The sequence below is a fragment of the Streptomyces sp. NBC_00390 genome (assembly GCF_036057275.1).
GTDB lineage: Bacteria > Actinomycetota > Actinomycetes > Streptomycetales > Streptomycetaceae > Streptomyces.
In genome coordinates this window covers 3,458,022-3,471,936 of the sequence record NZ_CP107945.1, presented here as the reverse complement: position 1 = coordinate 3,471,936, position 13,915 = coordinate 3,458,022, and the positions used below count along the sequence as shown (strand labels likewise).

General features: G+C 66.3%; 24 protein-coding genes. 23 read left to right on the top strand and 1 reads right to left on the bottom strand.

The genetic code is table 11. The features are described 5' to 3' along the window. The first annotated feature begins 4 nt into the window (after positions 1-4). The 23 genes from rplP (at position 5) to truA (ending at position 12,924) form a co-directional block, all read left to right on the top strand. Positions 5-424: a 50S ribosomal protein L16 gene (gene rplP, locus OHS70_RS14840; protein ID WP_005313579.1), complete on the top strand. Its 420-nt coding sequence runs from the start codon at positions 5-7 to the stop codon at positions 422-424. Beyond that, on the top strand, positions 424-648 hold the full coding sequence (rpmC, locus tag OHS70_RS14835) for a 50S ribosomal protein L29 (protein WP_017949657.1): 225 nt from the start codon (positions 424-426) through the stop codon (positions 646-648). The genes rplP and rpmC overlap by 1 nt, the downstream gene beginning before the upstream one ends. Beyond that, positions 648-932 (top strand): 30S ribosomal protein S17, encoded by a 285-nt coding sequence (rpsQ, locus tag OHS70_RS14830; protein ID WP_264246571.1) that lies wholly within the window; start codon positions 648-650, stop codon positions 930-932. Before rpmC ends, rpsQ begins: the two co-directional genes overlap by 1 nt. A gap of 100 nt (positions 933-1,032) precedes the next feature. After that, positions 1,033-1,401: a 50S ribosomal protein L14 gene (gene rplN / locus OHS70_RS14825; RefSeq protein WP_003956455.1), complete on the top strand. Its 369-nt coding sequence runs from the start codon at positions 1,033-1,035 to the stop codon at positions 1,399-1,401. A 2-nt stretch (positions 1,402-1,403) separates the two neighbouring features. Then, positions 1,404-1,727 (top strand): 50S ribosomal protein L24, encoded by a 324-nt coding sequence (gene rplX / locus OHS70_RS14820; protein ID WP_019888758.1) that lies wholly within the window; start codon positions 1,404-1,406, stop codon positions 1,725-1,727. Next, complete coding sequence (rplE, locus tag OHS70_RS14815; protein ID WP_328397586.1) at positions 1,727-2,284, top strand: 50S ribosomal protein L5; 558 nt, start codon at positions 1,727-1,729, stop codon at positions 2,282-2,284. The genes rplX and rplE overlap by 1 nt, the downstream gene beginning before the upstream one ends. Positions 2,285-2,289: 5 nt before the next feature. Next, the gene (locus OHS70_RS14810) at positions 2,290-2,475 is read left to right on the top strand and encodes a type Z 30S ribosomal protein S14 (protein ID WP_003956452.1); all 186 of its coding nucleotides are present in this window, start codon (positions 2,290-2,292) and stop codon (positions 2,473-2,475) included. Positions 2,476-2,684: 209 nt separating this feature from the next. Then, positions 2,685-3,083 (top strand): 30S ribosomal protein S8, encoded by a 399-nt coding sequence (gene rpsH / locus OHS70_RS14805; RefSeq protein ID WP_018528360.1) that lies wholly within the window; start codon positions 2,685-2,687, stop codon positions 3,081-3,083. A gap of 21 nt (positions 3,084-3,104) precedes the next feature. Next, the gene (rplF, locus tag OHS70_RS14800; protein WP_328397581.1) at positions 3,105-3,644 is read left to right on the top strand and encodes a 50S ribosomal protein L6; all 540 of its coding nucleotides are present in this window, start codon (positions 3,105-3,107) and stop codon (positions 3,642-3,644) included. A gap of 3 nt (positions 3,645-3,647) precedes the next feature. Further along, entirely contained in the window at positions 3,648-4,031 is a 384-nt protein-coding gene (rplR, locus tag OHS70_RS14795; RefSeq protein WP_328397579.1) for a 50S ribosomal protein L18, read from the top strand. A gap of 43 nt (positions 4,032-4,074) precedes the next feature. Further along, positions 4,075-4,680, top strand: coding sequence for a 30S ribosomal protein S5 (rpsE, locus tag OHS70_RS14790; protein ID WP_005313527.1), 606 nt, complete (start codon positions 4,075-4,077; stop codon positions 4,678-4,680). After that, the gene (gene rpmD / locus OHS70_RS14785) at positions 4,680-4,862 is read left to right on the top strand and encodes a 50S ribosomal protein L30 (protein WP_005313525.1); all 183 of its coding nucleotides are present in this window, start codon (positions 4,680-4,682) and stop codon (positions 4,860-4,862) included. The genes rpsE and rpmD overlap by 1 nt, the downstream gene beginning before the upstream one ends. Position 4,863: 1 nt before the next feature. Beyond that, the gene (gene rplO / locus OHS70_RS14780; protein WP_100108609.1) at positions 4,864-5,319 is read left to right on the top strand and encodes a 50S ribosomal protein L15; all 456 of its coding nucleotides are present in this window, start codon (positions 4,864-4,866) and stop codon (positions 5,317-5,319) included. 258 nt (positions 5,320-5,577) lie between these two features. Continuing rightward, positions 5,578-6,897, top strand: a complete 1,320-nt coding sequence (secY, locus tag OHS70_RS14775) for a preprotein translocase subunit SecY (protein WP_328397573.1) — start codon at positions 5,578-5,580, stop codon at positions 6,895-6,897. Further along, a complete protein-coding gene (locus OHS70_RS14770; protein ID WP_328397571.1) occupies positions 6,897-7,562 on the top strand; it encodes an adenylate kinase in 666 nt (221 codons plus the stop codon). The genes secY and OHS70_RS14770 overlap by 1 nt, the downstream gene beginning before the upstream one ends. A 108-nt stretch (positions 7,563-7,670) precedes the next feature. Further along, positions 7,671-8,507, top strand: a complete 837-nt coding sequence (map, locus tag OHS70_RS14765) for a type I methionyl aminopeptidase (protein WP_328397569.1) — start codon at positions 7,671-7,673, stop codon at positions 8,505-8,507. A gap of 137 nt (positions 8,508-8,644) precedes the next feature. Next, on the top strand, positions 8,645-8,866 hold the full coding sequence (gene infA / locus OHS70_RS14760; RefSeq protein WP_003956442.1) for a translation initiation factor IF-1: 222 nt from the start codon (positions 8,645-8,647) through the stop codon (positions 8,864-8,866). 57 nt (positions 8,867-8,923) lie between these two features. Continuing rightward, the gene (gene rpmJ / locus OHS70_RS14755; RefSeq protein WP_003956441.1) at positions 8,924-9,037 is read left to right on the top strand and encodes a 50S ribosomal protein L36; all 114 of its coding nucleotides are present in this window, start codon (positions 8,924-8,926) and stop codon (positions 9,035-9,037) included. Between the two features lie 198 nt (positions 9,038-9,235). After that, positions 9,236-9,616 carry a 30S ribosomal protein S13 gene (rpsM, locus tag OHS70_RS14750; protein ID WP_004946638.1) on the top strand — a complete coding sequence of 127 codons (381 nt, stop codon included), beginning with the start codon at positions 9,236-9,238 and terminating at the stop codon, positions 9,614-9,616. Positions 9,617-9,716: 100 nt separating this feature from the next. Further along, positions 9,717-10,121: a 30S ribosomal protein S11 gene (rpsK, locus tag OHS70_RS14745; protein WP_003956432.1), complete on the top strand. Its 405-nt coding sequence runs from the start codon at positions 9,717-9,719 to the stop codon at positions 10,119-10,121. Positions 10,122-10,287: 166 nt separating this feature from the next. Then, the gene (locus OHS70_RS14740; protein WP_003956430.1) at positions 10,288-11,310 is read left to right on the top strand and encodes a DNA-directed RNA polymerase subunit alpha; all 1,023 of its coding nucleotides are present in this window, start codon (positions 10,288-10,290) and stop codon (positions 11,308-11,310) included. A 153-nt stretch (positions 11,311-11,463) separates the two neighbouring features. Then, entirely contained in the window at positions 11,464-11,964 is a 501-nt protein-coding gene (gene rplQ, locus OHS70_RS14735; protein WP_328397567.1) for a 50S ribosomal protein L17, read from the top strand. Between the two features lie 90 nt (positions 11,965-12,054). Continuing rightward, positions 12,055-12,924, top strand: a complete 870-nt coding sequence (gene truA, locus OHS70_RS14730; protein ID WP_328397565.1) for a tRNA pseudouridine(38-40) synthase TruA — start codon at positions 12,055-12,057, stop codon at positions 12,922-12,924. Here the strand turns inward: truA and OHS70_RS14725 are convergent. Continuing rightward, positions 12,895-13,875: a hypothetical protein gene (locus OHS70_RS14725; RefSeq protein ID WP_328397563.1), complete on the bottom strand. Its 981-nt coding sequence runs from the start codon at positions 13,873-13,875 to the stop codon at positions 12,895-12,897. The genes truA and OHS70_RS14725 overlap by 30 nt on opposite strands. Positions 13,876-13,915 lie beyond the last annotated feature (40 nt).

Sequence of the window (13,915 nt, the reverse complement as noted above, 5' to 3'; positions counted from 1 at the left end):
CGACATGCTGATCCCCCGTAGGGTCAAGCACCGCAAGCAGCACCACCCCAAGCGCCGCGGTATGGCCAAGGGTGGTACGACGGTTGCGTTCGGCGAGTACGGCATTCAGGCCATGACTCCGGCGTACGTGACCAACCGCCAGATCGAGGCGGCTCGTATCGCGATGACCCGCCACATCAAGCGTGGCGGCAAGGTCTGGATCAACATCTACCCGGACCGCCCGCTGACCAAGAAGCCTGCCGAGACCCGCATGGGTTCCGGTAAGGGTTCCCCGGAGTGGTGGGTCGCGAACGTGCACCCGGGCCGGGTCATGTTCGAGCTGTCCTACCCGAACGAGAAGATTGCACGTGAGGCTCTGACTCGCGCGGCGCACAAGCTGCCGATGAAGTGCCGGATCGTCAAGCGCGAGGCAGGTGAAGCGTGATGTCGGCCGGTACCAAGGCGTCCGAGCTGCGCGAACTGGGCAACGAGGAGCTTGTTGCCAAGCTCCGCGAGGCCAAGGAAGAGCTGTTCAACCTCCGCTTCCAGGCGGCGACGGGTCAGCTCGAGAACCACGGTCGGCTGAAGGCCGTCCGGAAGGACATCGCGCGGATCTACACCCTGATGCGTGAGCGCGAGCTGGGCATCGAGACGGTGGAGAGCGCCTGATGAGCGAGAGCAACGTGACCGAGAACAAGGAAGCACGCGGATTCCGCAAGACCCGTGAGGGTCTGGTCGTCAGCGACAAGATGGACAAGACCGTCGTCGTCGCCGTCGAGGACCGTGTGAAGCACGCGCTGTACGGCAAGGTCATCCGCCGTACGAACAAGCTCAAGGCGCACGACGAGCAGAACGCTGCCGGCGTCGGCGACCGCGTCCTCATCATGGAGACGCGTCCGCTGTCGGCGACGAAGCGCTGGCGCATCGTCGAGATCCTCGAGAAGGCCAAGTAATTACTTGAAGGGGTAACCCTTCGAGTCAGTTCCGCCAGGCTCGGTCGGGGCTGTCCAGTACAGCCCCGGCCGGGAACCGGCAGACAAACAGGAGATAGACGTGATCCAGCAGGAGTCGCGACTTCGCGTCGCCGACAACACTGGTGCCAAGGAGATCCTTTGCATCCGTGTTCTCGGTGGCTCGGGTCGCCGCTACGCGGGCATCGGTGACGTCATCGTCGCCACCGTCAAGGACGCGATCCCCGGTGGCAACGTGAAGAAGGGTGACGTCGTCAAGGCGGTCATCGTTCGCACCGTCAAGGAGCGCCGCCGCCAGGACGGCTCGTACATCCGCTTCGACGAGAACGCCGCTGTCATTCTCAAGAACGACGGCGACCCTCGTGGCACCCGTATCTTCGGCCCGGTCGGCCGTGAGCTGCGCGAGAAGAAGTTCATGAAGATCATCTCGCTCGCGCCGGAGGTGCTGTAAGCATGAAGATCAAGAAGGGCGACCTGGTTCAGGTCATCACCGGCAAGGACAAGGGCAAGCAGGGCAAGGTCATCGCGGCCTTCCCCCGCGAGGACCGCGTCCTGGTCGAGGGTGTCAACCGGGTCAAGAAGCACACCAAGGCCGGTCAGACCGCTCGCGGTTCGCAGACCGGTGGCATCGTCACGACCGAGGCCCCGATCCACGTGAGCAACGTTCAGCTCGTCGTGGAGAAGGACGGCAACAAGGTCGTCACGCGCGTCGGTTACCGCTTCGACGACGAAGGCAACAAGATCCGCGTTGCCAAGCGGACGGGTGAGGACATCTGATGGCTACCACCACGACTCCGCGTCTGAAGACGAAGTACCGCGAGGAGATCACGGGCAAGCTGCGTGAGGAGTTCTCGTACGAGAACGTCATGCAGATTCCCGGCCTCGTCAAGATCGTGGTCAACATGGGTGTGGGCGACGCCGCCCGCGACTCCAAGCTGATCGAGGGCGCCATCAAGGACCTCACCACGATCACCGGCCAGAAGCCGGCCGTCACCAAGGCCCGTAAGTCCATCGCGCAGTTCAAGCTGCGTGAGGGCCAGCCGATCGGTGCCCACGTCACGCTCCGTGGCGACCGCATGTGGGAGTTCCTGGACCGCACCCTGTCGCTCGCGCTGCCGCGCATCCGCGACTTCCGCGGCCTGTCCCCCAAGCAGTTCGACGGCCGTGGCAACTACACCTTCGGTCTCACGGAGCAGGTCATGTTCCACGAGATCGACCAGGACAAGATCGACCGCGTCCGGGGTATGGACATCACCGTGGTGACCACGGCGACCAACGACGCTGAGGGCCGTGCGCTTCTCCGTCACCTCGGCTTCCCGTTCAAGGAGGCGTAAGCGAGATGGCGAAGAAGGCTCTGATTGCCAAGGCTGCTCGTAAGCCCAAGTTCGGTGTGCGTGCGTACACCCGCTGCCAGCGCTGCGGCCGTCCGCACTCCGTCTACCGCAAGTTCGGCCTGTGCCGCGTGTGCCTTCGTGAGATGGCTCACCGTGGCGAGCTGCCGGGCGTGACCAAGAGCTCCTGGTAATTCCCTACTTGGGAATGACCGGAGTCTCTCGGTAAGCACTGGGTCGGCGGAGCGCCCCTTCCCCATGCCGTAGGCTTGTGGGGTTGGGCGTCCGCCGCCCTACCGACTTACTACGCCGTAGGTCCCCGCGCCGCACCCGTCCCGCCCCTGTGTGGGGAGAGGGATGGCGCATACAGGAAACCCCGGCGAGAGAGGCCGAAGGCCAATTCATGACCATGACTGATCCCATCGCAGACATGCTTACGCGTCTGCGAAACGCGAACTCGGCGTACCACGACACCGTGGCGATGCCGCACAGCAAGATCAAGTCTCACATCGCGGAGATCCTCCAGCAGGAGGGCTTCATCACGGGCTGGAAGGTCGAGGACGCCGAGGTCGGCAAGAACCTCGTTCTCGAGCTGAAGTTCGGCCCGAACCGTGAGCGCTCCATCGCGGGCATCAAGCGGATCTCCAAGCCCGGTCTGCGGGTTTACGCGAAGTCCACCAACCTGCCCAAGGTCCTCGGCGGCCTCGGCGTGGCGATCATCTCCACGTCGCACGGTCTCCTGACCGGTCAGCAGGCAGGCAAGAAGGGCGTAGGTGGGGAAGTCCTCGCCTACGTCTGGTAGTCGGGAACGGAGGAATAGCTCATGTCGCGTATTGGCAAGCTGCCCATCCAGGTTCCCGCCGGTGTGGACGTCACCATCGACGGCCGCACGGTCACTGTGAAGGGTTCCAAGGGCACCCTCATGCACACCGTTGCCGCGCCGATCGAGATTGTTAAGGGCGAGGAGGGCGTGCTGAACGTCACCCGTCCCAACGACGAGCGTCAGAACAAGGCCCTGCACGGCCTGTCCCGCACGCTGGTGGCGAACATGATCACCGGTGTGACCCAGGGATACACGAAGGCGCTCGAGATCAGCGGTGTCGGTTACCGCGTCGCCGCGAAGGGCTCCAACCTGGAGTTCCAGCTCGGTTACAGCCACCCGATCCTGGTGGAGGCCCCCGAGGGGATCTCCTTCAAGGTCGAGTCGCCGACCAAGTTCTCGGTCGAGGGCATCGACAAGCAGAAGGTCGGCGAGGTCGCCGCGAACATCCGCAAGCTGCGCAAGCCCGACCCGTACAAGGCCAAGGGCGTGAAGTACGCGGGCGAGGTCATCCGCCGCAAGGTCGGAAAGGCTGGTAAGTAAGCCATGGCATACGGCGTGAAGATTGCCAAGGGCAAGGCCTACAAGGGCGCTTCCCTGAAGCGTCGCCACATCCGCATCCGCAAGAAGGTCTCGGGTACCCCGGTGCGTCCGCGCCTGGTCGTCACCCGGTCCAACCGCGGCATCACGGCTCAGGTCATCGACGACCTCGCGGGGCACACCCTCGCGTCGGCGTCCACCCTGGACTCGTCCATCCGCGGCGGCGAAGGCGACAAGTCGGCGAAGGCGAAGCAGGTCGGCCAGCTCGTGGCCGAGCGTGCCAAGGCCGCCGGAGTCGAGGCTGTCGTGTTCGACCGTGGCGGCAACCAGTACGCCGGGCGCATCGCCGCCCTGGCGGACGCCGCCCGCGAAGCCGGCCTGAAGTTCTGAGCCGGTTCCGTAGCTCAGCGGAAAACGAAGAGAGGTAATTCCAATGGCTGGACCCCAGCGCCGCGGAAGCGGTGCCGGTGGCGGCGAGCGGCGGGACCGGAAGGGCCGTGACGGCGGCGCAGCTGCCGCCGAGAAGACCGCTTACGTTGAGCGCGTTGTCGCGATCAACCGTGTCGCCAAGGTTGTGAAGGGTGGTCGTCGCTTCAGCTTCACCGCGCTGGTCGTGGTGGGCGACGGTGACGGCACCGTGGGTGTCGGTTACGGCAAGGCCAAGGAGGTGCCGGCCGCCATCGCCAAGGGTGTTGAGGAGGCCAAGAAGCACTTCTTCAAGGTCCCCCGTATCCAGGGCACCATCCCGCACCCGATCCAGGGTGAGAAGGCTGCGGGCGTCGTCCTGCTCAAGCCGGCTTCCCCCGGTACCGGCGTTATCGCCGGTGGCCCGGTGCGTGCCGTGCTCGAGTGCGCCGGCGTTCACGACATCCTGTCGAAGTCCCTGGGCTCCGACAACGCGATCAACATCGTGCACGCGACCGTGGCGGCCCTGAAGGGCCTGCAGCGTCCCGAGGAGATCGCGGCTCGCCGTGGTCTGCCGCTCGAGGACGTCGCCCCCGCGGCTCTGCTGCGTGCGCGTGCGGGAGCGGGTGCGTAATGGCTCGCCTCAAGATCACGCAGACGAAGTCGTACATCGGCAGCAAGCAGAACCACCGCGACACCCTGCGTTCGCTCGGGCTCAAGCGCCTGAACGACGTGGTCGTCAAGGAGGACCGTCCCGAGTTCCGCGGCATGGTGCACACCGTCCGCCACCTCGTGACGGTCGAGGAGGTCGACTGACATGGCGGAGCAGAACCCGCTGAAGGTCCACAACCTCCGTCCCGCCCCCGGTGCCAAGACCGCCAAGACCCGTGTCGGTCGTGGTGAGGCGTCGAAGGGTAAGACGGCCGGTCGTGGTACCAAGGGCACCAAGGCCCGTTACCAGGTTCCGGAGCGCTTCGAGGGTGGGCAGATGCCCCTCCACATGCGCCTCCCGAAGCTCAAGGGCTTCAAGAACCCGTTCCGCACCGAGTACCAGGTCGTGAACCTGGACAAGCTGGCCGCCCTGTACCCGCAGGGTGGTGAGGTCACCGTTGCCGACCTGGTCGACAAGGGTGCCGTGCGCAAGAACAGCCTCGTCAAGGTCCTGGGCCAGGGCGAGATCTCCGTGGCACTGCAGGTGACGGTCGACGCCGTCTCCGGCTCCGCCAAGGAGAAGATTGCCGCCGCCGGCGGCACCGTCACCGAGCTCGTCTGAGACGACTCGATGGCCTGAACATCCAGCCGGGGATGCCTCTCAAATGGGGCATCCCCGGTTGGTCGTTCCAAGGGGGGCAGGGTCGCCGGTAAGGTGGCGTGCACTGTTGCTGTTATTCACCCGGGGGCCCGCCCCCGGGACCCCGGCCGCGCGGCGTGTCCGCAGGGGTGCACCGTGCGGTCGATTGCCTGATTCGTATTCGTCGATCCTCAAGACCGTCACCTCTGACGCAGAAGCGCGGGGGTCGCAGGAGGCACCGTGCTCACCGCGTTCGCCCGGGCGTTCAAGACGCCCGACCTGCGCAAGAAGCTGCTGTTCACGCTCGCCATCATCGTTCTGTACCGCCTCGGGTCCCACATCCCGGTTCCGGGCGTGAGTTATCAGAACGTACAGATCTGTGTGGAAGCGGCCCAGAAGGGCAACAACAGCCTGTTCGGGCTGGTGAACATGTTCAGTGGCGGCGCGCTGCTGCAGATCACCATCTTCGCGCTCGGCATCATGCCGTACATCACGGCGAGCATCATCCTGCAGCTGCTCACGGTGGTCATTCCACGGCTGGAGGCCCTCAAGAAGGAGGGTTCGTCCGGCACCGCGAAGATCACCCAGTACACGCGTTACCTCACGGTGGCTCTCGCCGTGCTGCAGGGCACCGGCCTGGTGGCCACTGCCCGCAGCGGTGCGCTCTTCAGCGGCTGCCGGGTCGCTCAGGAGATCGTCCCGAACCGCTCGATCTTCACGACCGTCGTCATGGTCATCACCATGACCGCGGGCACCGCCGCCGTCATGTGGCTCGGTGAGCTGATCACCGACCGCGGTATCGGCAACGGCATGTCGATCCTGATGTTCATCTCGATCGCCGCCGGCTTCCCCGGTGCCCTGTGGGCCATCAAGGAGAGCGGCAAGCTCGCCAAGGGCTGGATCGAGTTCAGCACGGTCATCCTGATCGGCTTCGTGATGGTGGCCCTCGTCGTCTTCGTCGAGCAGGCCCAGCGCCGCATCCCCGTGCAGTACGCGAAGCGCATGATCGGCCGCAGGTCCTACGGCGGTACGTCCACTTACATCCCGCTCAAGGTGAACCAGGCGGGTGTGATTCCCGTCATCTTCGCCTCGTCGCTGCTCTACATCCCGGCGCTCGTCGCACAGTTCTCCAGCTCGAACGCAGGCTGGAAGACCTGGATCGAAGCCCACTTCGTCAAGGGTGACCACCCCTACTACATCGCTACGTACTTCCTTCTGATCGTGTTCTTCGCCTTCTTCTATGTGGCGATCTCGTTCAACCCCGAGGAAGTCGCGGACAACATGAAGAAGTATGGTGGCTTCATCCCGGGTATCCGGGCTGGTCGACCTACTGCCGAGTATCTGAGCTACGTGCTCAACAGGATCACTTGGCCGGGCTCGCTGTACCTGGGTCTGATTGCTCTTGTCCCGACGATGGCGTTGGCAGGCTTCGGAGGCGCGAACCAGAACTTCCCGTTCGGCGGGACGAGCATCCTCATCATCGTGGGTGTGGGTCTGGAGACCGTGAAGCAGATCGAGAGCCAGCTCCAGCAGCGCAATTACGAAGGGTTCCTCCGCTGATGCGAATCGTCCTCGTCGGACCGCCCGGTGCCGGGAAGGGAACGCAGGCTGCGTACCTTGCCAAGAACCTGTCGATCCCGCACATCTCCACGGGCGACCTGTTCCGCGCCAACATCTCGCAGGGCACGGAGCTGGGCAAGCAGGCAAAGGCGTTCATGGACGCCGGCAACCTTGTCCCCGACGAGGTGACGATCGGGATGGCCAAGGACCGGATGGCACAGCCCGACGCCGAGCACGGTTTTCTGCTCGACGGTTTCCCGCGCAACGTGAGGCAGGCCGAGGCGCTCGACGTGATGCTGAAGGGCGAGGGCCTCAAGCTGGACGCCGTCCTCGACCTGGAGGTCCCCGAGGACGAGGTCGTCAAGCGGATCGCCGGACGGCGGGTGTGCCGCAACAACAGCGCGCACGTCTTCCACGTGTCGTACACGCCGCCGAAGACCGAGGGCGTCTGCGACGAGTGCGGCGGCGAGCTGTACCAGCGCGACGACGACTCCGAGGAGACCGTGCGCAAGCGGCTCGAGGTCTACCACACGCAGACCGAGCCGGTCATCGACTACTACAAGGCCCAGGGCCTGGTGGTCACCATCTCCGCGCTGGGCAAGGTCACCGATGTGACCGCCCGGGCCATGGAGGCGCTGCAGGTGGACAAGGCCGCCCAGGCCTGAGCCGCCGGCAGCAGCACAGACGCAGAGAGTACGGCCGCGGTGTCCGAAGGACGCCGCGGCCGTATTGTTGATAGGCCCCTCCCGCGACCCAGAAAGGCGTCCACCGCAATGGTGCAGATCAAGACCCCCGAGCAGATCGCGAAGATGCGCGAGGCGGGACTTGTCGTCGCCGCCATCCACGCGGCCACCCGTGAGGCCGCGGTGCCGGGCGCCACCACACGTGACCTGGACGAGGTCGCGCGGAAGGTGATCTCCGACCACGGTGCGAAGTCCAACTTCCTGGGGTACGGCGGGTTCCCCGCGACGATCTGCACCTCCGTCAACGAGGTGGTCGTCCACGGCATCCCGGACGACAGGACCGTTCTCAAGGACGGCGACATCATCTCCATCGACGCCGGCGCGATCATCGACGGCTGGCACGGGGACGCTGCGTACACGGCGTTCGTGGGCAGCGGCCATGCCCCGGAGCTCATCGAACTCTCCCGGGTCACCGAGGAGTCGATGTGGGCCGGTATCGCCGCGATGAAGAACGGCAGCCGGCTCGTCGACATCTCCCGCGCCATCGAGACCTACATCCGCCGCCAGCCGAAGCCGGGCGGTGGCCGGTACGGGATCATCGAGGAGTACGGCGGCCACGGCATCGGCACCGAGATGCACATGGACCCGCACCTGCTGAACTACGTCTCCAAGAAGCGCGGCCGCGGCCCGAAGCTGGTCCCCGGCTTCTGCCTGGCGATCGAGCCGATGGTCTCCCTCGGCACGCCGCACACCGAGGTCCTGAAGGACGACTGGACCGTCATCACGACGGACGGGACCTGGTCCTCGCACTGGGAGCACTCGGTGGCGCTGACGGAGGAGGGCCCGCTGGTGCTGACCTCGCCGGACTGCGGCCGGGCGAAGCTGGCCGAACTGGGCGTGACCGCGGCCCCGGATCCTCTGGCGTAATGATCTCCACGCATGGGCAGACTTGCCGGATTCGTCATTTCGAGGGCCCTGACGTAGACTGATGCGTCGGCTCTCGTGCGCCCGTGTGTCCGCACCCGGGGAGAGTCGATCAAGGTAGCCGATTCGAAAGGCGAAGCGTGGCCAAGAAGCAAGGTGCCATCGAAATCGAGGGCACCGTGATCGAGTCCCTCCCGAACGCCATGTTCAAGGTGGAACTCCAGAACGGTCACAAGGTCCTCGCGCACATCTCCGGCAAGATGCGGATGCACTACATCCGAATCCTTCCGGACGACCGGGTCGTGGTGGAGCTGTCTCCGTACGACCTGACGCGTGGCCGGATCGTCTACCGGTACAAGTAGATCTTGTCGCGCCCCGCGAGCGGGGTGGCGGCACTGACCCGGAGAACCTCACATCCCATGAAGGTCAAGCCGAGCGTCAAGAAGATCTGCGACAAGTGCAAGGTGATCCGCCGTCACGGCCGGGTCATGGTCATCTGCGACAACCTGCGCCACAAGCAGCGCCAGGGCTGACGCACGCCGACCTGCACCTCGCAGTTCTTCGCGCGACGTAAGTAAATTCGTACATACGCAGTGCCCGTCCAAGCCACGGCTGACGACACCTCCGGCGGGGGCCGGGGACCCGGGCGTACCACCTCTCTCCCAGGCGGGGAGCGGTCGGCGGTCGGGAGCGGTACTGCGGAAGACCCCCGAACACACAGGAGCCATTGAATGGCACGCGTTTCCGGTGTTGACATCCCGCGCGACAAGCGTGTGGAGGTCGCACTCACCTACGTCTTCGGTATCGGCCGCACCCAGTCGAAGGCGACTCTCGCCGCGACCGGTGTGAACCCGAACACCCGCGTTCGTGACCTGGCCGAAGAGGACCTGGTCAAGATCCGCGAGTACGTGGACGCCAACCTCAAGACCGAGGGTGACCTCCGTCGCGAGATTCAGGCCGACATCCGCCGCAAGGTCGAGATCGGCTGCTACCAGGGTCTGCGTCACCGCCGCGGTCTTCCGGTCCACGGTCAGCGCACCAGCACGAACGCTCGTACCCGCAAGGGTCCGCGTCGCGCCATCGCCGGCAAGAAGAAGCCGGGCAAGAAGTAGTCCGCAGCAGGACGCTGCGGGATTCGGGGGGCGACCCCCGAGCCCCCGCACAGCCAGCGGTCTTCGCTGTAGGACCGACCACCTCCGTAGGAGTTAAGACATGCCCCCCAAGGGACGTCAGGGCGCTGCCAAGAAGGTGCGCCGCAAGGAAAAGAAGAACGTCGCTCACGGCCACGCGCACATCAAGAGCACGTTCAACAACACGATCGTTTCGATCACGGACCCGAGCGGCAACGTGATCTCCTGGGCCTCCGCCGGCCACGTCGGCTTCAAGGGCTCGCGCAAGTCCACCCCCTTCGCCGCGCAGATGGCCGCCGAGTCGGCCGCCCGCCGCGCGCAGGAGCACGGCATGCGCAAGGTCGACGTCTTCGTCAAGGGTCCCGGCTCCGGCCGTGAGACCGCGATCCGCTCCCTCCAGGCCACGGGCCTCGAGGTCGGCTCGATCCAGGACGTCACCCCCACGCCGCACAACGGCTGCCGTCCCCCCAAGCGGAGGCGCGTCTGACCTCAGATGCGTGAGCATCTGTGGCTGATGTGGGATTCGGGCGGTACGCCCCTTCGGGGTCGTATCGCCCGTACCCTTGCAGTAGTGCAGTAGTTTTGAATACCGGGTCATCGCCCGGTGGGTCGGGCGTCAAATAGTGGGCGCCCCCGACTGAAGGAATCACACCATGCTTATCGCTCAGCGCCCCTCGCTGACCGAAGAGGTTGTTGACGAGTACCGCTCGCGGTTCGTCATCGAGCCCCTGGAGCCGGGCTTCGGCTACACGCTCGGCAACTCTCTGCGCCGTACGCTCCTCTCCTCGATCCCGGGTGCGGCGGTCACGTCCATCCGCATCGACGGTGTCCTGCACGAGTTCACCACCGTGCCGGGCGTCAAGGAGGACGTCACCGACCTCATCCTGAACATCAAGCAGCTGGTCGTCTCCTCGGAGCACGACGAGCCGGTCGTGATGTACCTGCGCAAGCAGGGTCCGGGTCTGGTCACCGCCGCCGACATCGCCCCGCCGGCCGGTGTCGAGGTGCACAACCCCGACCTGGTCCTCGCGACGCTCAACGGCAAGGGCAAGCTGGAGATGGAGCTGACCGTCGAGCGCGGTCGCGGTTACGTCTCCGCCGTGCAGAACAAGCAGGTGGGCCAGGAGATCGGCCGTATCCCGGTCGACTCCATCTACTCCCCGGTGCTCAAGGTCACGTACAAGGTCGAGGCGACCCGTGTCGAGCAGCGGACCGACTTCGACAAGCTGATCGTCGACGTCGAGACCAAGCAGGCCATGCGCCCGCGCGACGCCATGGCGTCCGCCGGCAAGACCCTGGTCGAGCTGTTCGGTCTGGCCCGCGAGCTCAACATCGACGCCGAGGGCATCGACATGGGCCCGTCCCCGACGGACGCCGCCCTGGCCGCCGATCTGGCGCTGCCGATCGAGGAGCTCGAGCTCACCGTTCGGTCGTACAACTGCCTCAAGCGCGAGGGCATCCACTCCGTGGGTGAGCTCGTCGCCCGCTCCGAGGCCGACCTGCTCGACATCCGCAACTTCGGTGCGAAGTCGATCGACGAGGTCAAGGCGAAGCTGGCCGGCATGGGCCTGGCCCTCAAGGACAGCCCGCCCGGATTCGACCCGACCGCTGCCGCCGACGCCTTCGGCGCCGACGACGACGCGGACGCGGGCTTCGTGGAGACCGAGCAGTACTGAGCCGTGCGCCACGGCTGAGGCACCGACCTCAATGCCGGACGGGTTTGATCTTCAAGCCCGTCCGGCGGCGTGAACGCTTCCGGCGGGCGGCCGTCCGTCGGTAACTGACACCGGTACCTGATACGGCCGGTGCAGATCACAAGGAGAAACACCATGCCGCGTCCCACCAAGGGAGCCCGTTTCGGCGGCAGCGCCGCGCACGAGCGTCTGCTTCTCGCGAACCTCGCGAAGTCGCTGTTCGAGCACGGCCGCATCACCACGACCGAGGCCAAGGCCCGCCGCCTGCGTCCGGTCGCCGAGCGCCTGATCACCAAGGCGAAGAAGGGCGACATCCACAACCGTCGCCTGGTGCTGCAGACGATCACGGACAAGGGCATCGTCCACACGCTCTTCACCGAGATCGCGCCGCGTTACGCCGAGCGCCCGGGCGGCTACACCCGCATCACCAAGATCGGCAACCGCCGTGGCGACAACGCCCCGATGGCTGTGATCGAGCTGGTCGAGGGTGAGATCGCGAAGAAGGCGACCGTCGCCGAGGCCGAGGCCGCCACCAAGCGTGCGGTCAAGGAAGACGCCCTCAAGAAGGACGACGCCGTCGAGGCGAAGGCCGACGAGGCTGCCGAGGCTCCGGCCGAGGAGTCCAAGGACGCCTGAACCGCGTTCTGAAGGCTGACGGGCGGGCCCGTATCCCCTCGGGGGTACGGGCCCGTTCCGCTTGTGTGCGAGGTTGAGAGGATGGATCGCGTGAGCGACGAGGCGGAGCCCGGCTTCGTACGGGTGCGGCTGGATCTTTCGTACGACGGCAAGGATTTCTCCGGCTGGGCCAAGCAGGCCCGCGGGCAGCGGACCGTGCAGGGCGAGATCGAGGACGCGCTGCGTACGGTGACCCGTTCGTCCCGGACGTACGAGCTGACGGTCGCCGGGCGTACGGACGCCGGTGTGCATGCCCGCGGCCAGGTCGCCCACGTCGATCTGCCCGAGGACGTATGGGCCGAGCACCAGGAGAAGCTGCTGCGCCGGCTCGCCGGACGGCTCCCGCACGATGTGCGGGTCTGGAAGGTCGAGGAGGCTCCGGCCGGGTTCAACGCGCGCTTCTCGGCGGTCTGGCGGCGGTACGCCTACCGGGTGACCGATGATCCGGGCGGGGTGGATCCGCTGCTGCGCGGTCATGTCCTGTGGCACGACTGGGCGTTGGACGTCGAGGCCATGAACGCCGCCGCCGCGCAGCTGGTGGGGGAGCACGACTTCGCGGCGTACTGCCGCAAGCGCGAAGGTGCGACGACCATCCGCACGCTGCAGCAGCTGTCCTGGGAGCGGGACGCGTCCGGAGTTCTCACGGCGACCGTGCGGGCGGACGCCTTCTGCCACAACATGGTGCGTTCGCTGGTCGGCGCGCTGCTGTTCGTGGGCGACGGGCACCGGCCGGTGGACTGGCCGGCGAAGGTTCTGGCCGCGGGGGTACGGGACTCGGCCGTCCATGTGGTGCGTCCGCACGGGCTCACACTGGAGGAAGTCGGCTACCCCGCCGACGAGTTGCTGGCCGCCCGCAGCCGGGAGGCCCGCAACAAACGGTCGCTGCCCGGCTCAGCCGGCGGGTGCGGAGGCTGCGGCTGAGGCCTGTGCCTCGCCGCGGCGCCTGATCTGACGGAACGTGAACTCCGCCAGGTCGTCGCCCGTCTGGAAGGCCTTGGAGTCCCCCTTCGTGACGGACTTGGCCTTCGTGTAGCCGGTGATGGTGAAGTAGGCGTACCGGCCGTAGGAGTTGGACACCCGGCGGCACACCGTACCGGTCTTGCAGAAGGCGGGGACGCCCTTGCCGGCCAGCGGAGCGATGCTCCCGGACGCCTGCTGCACCGCCTTCTTGGCCTTCGCCTCGTTCTCGAAGGTGGCTACGCCGACGGTGACGGCAATGCCACTCGCGCTGTAGGTGGCGCGGAAGACCTGGTCGCAGCCGTTGTTCTCGAGGACCGGGCCGAGCGCATCCTTGGTGGCGGACGCGCAGTCGCCGGTGCGGGACGTGGCGCCCTTGGCGTAGACGCGGTCGCCCATCGTCAGCTTCTTGCCGGGGAAGAGGCTGTCGACGCTCAGCGGCGCCGTGTCCTTCTTCCGGTCGGAGATGAACTCCTTGGGACTCGGCGGGGGCAGGGGGTCCACGGACGCGAACGACGGCTCGGCCTGCGTGGTGTCCTGCGGCAGCTCGGGCGGGCCGGGCAGCGTGCTGGTGACGCTGCCCGTGGCGCTGTTGCCGCTGTCCTTGTTGGACGAGACGATCGCGGTCGCGACCGCGCCGGCTATGACTGCGGTCGCGAGAGCGCCGCCGCCGACCATCATCAGGCGTTTACGGCGGGCACGGGCGGCGGAGGCGTCGGCGAGCGCGGCCCAGTCGGGCGTGTTCGCGTCGTCGTTGGCGCGCCGCGTACCGAACGGATCGAACGTGTCCGCGCCCGAGTTGTACGCGTTACGGCTCCCGTAAGGGCGCTGACCTCCGTACGGGTCCTGCGTTCCGTACGGATCCTGATTCTGTCCACCGGGGCCCCACTGAGGTCCCCCTTGCCCAAAGCTCATGCCGCGCATCCTAAACCTGTTGGGCGAAGGCGTCCCCGGC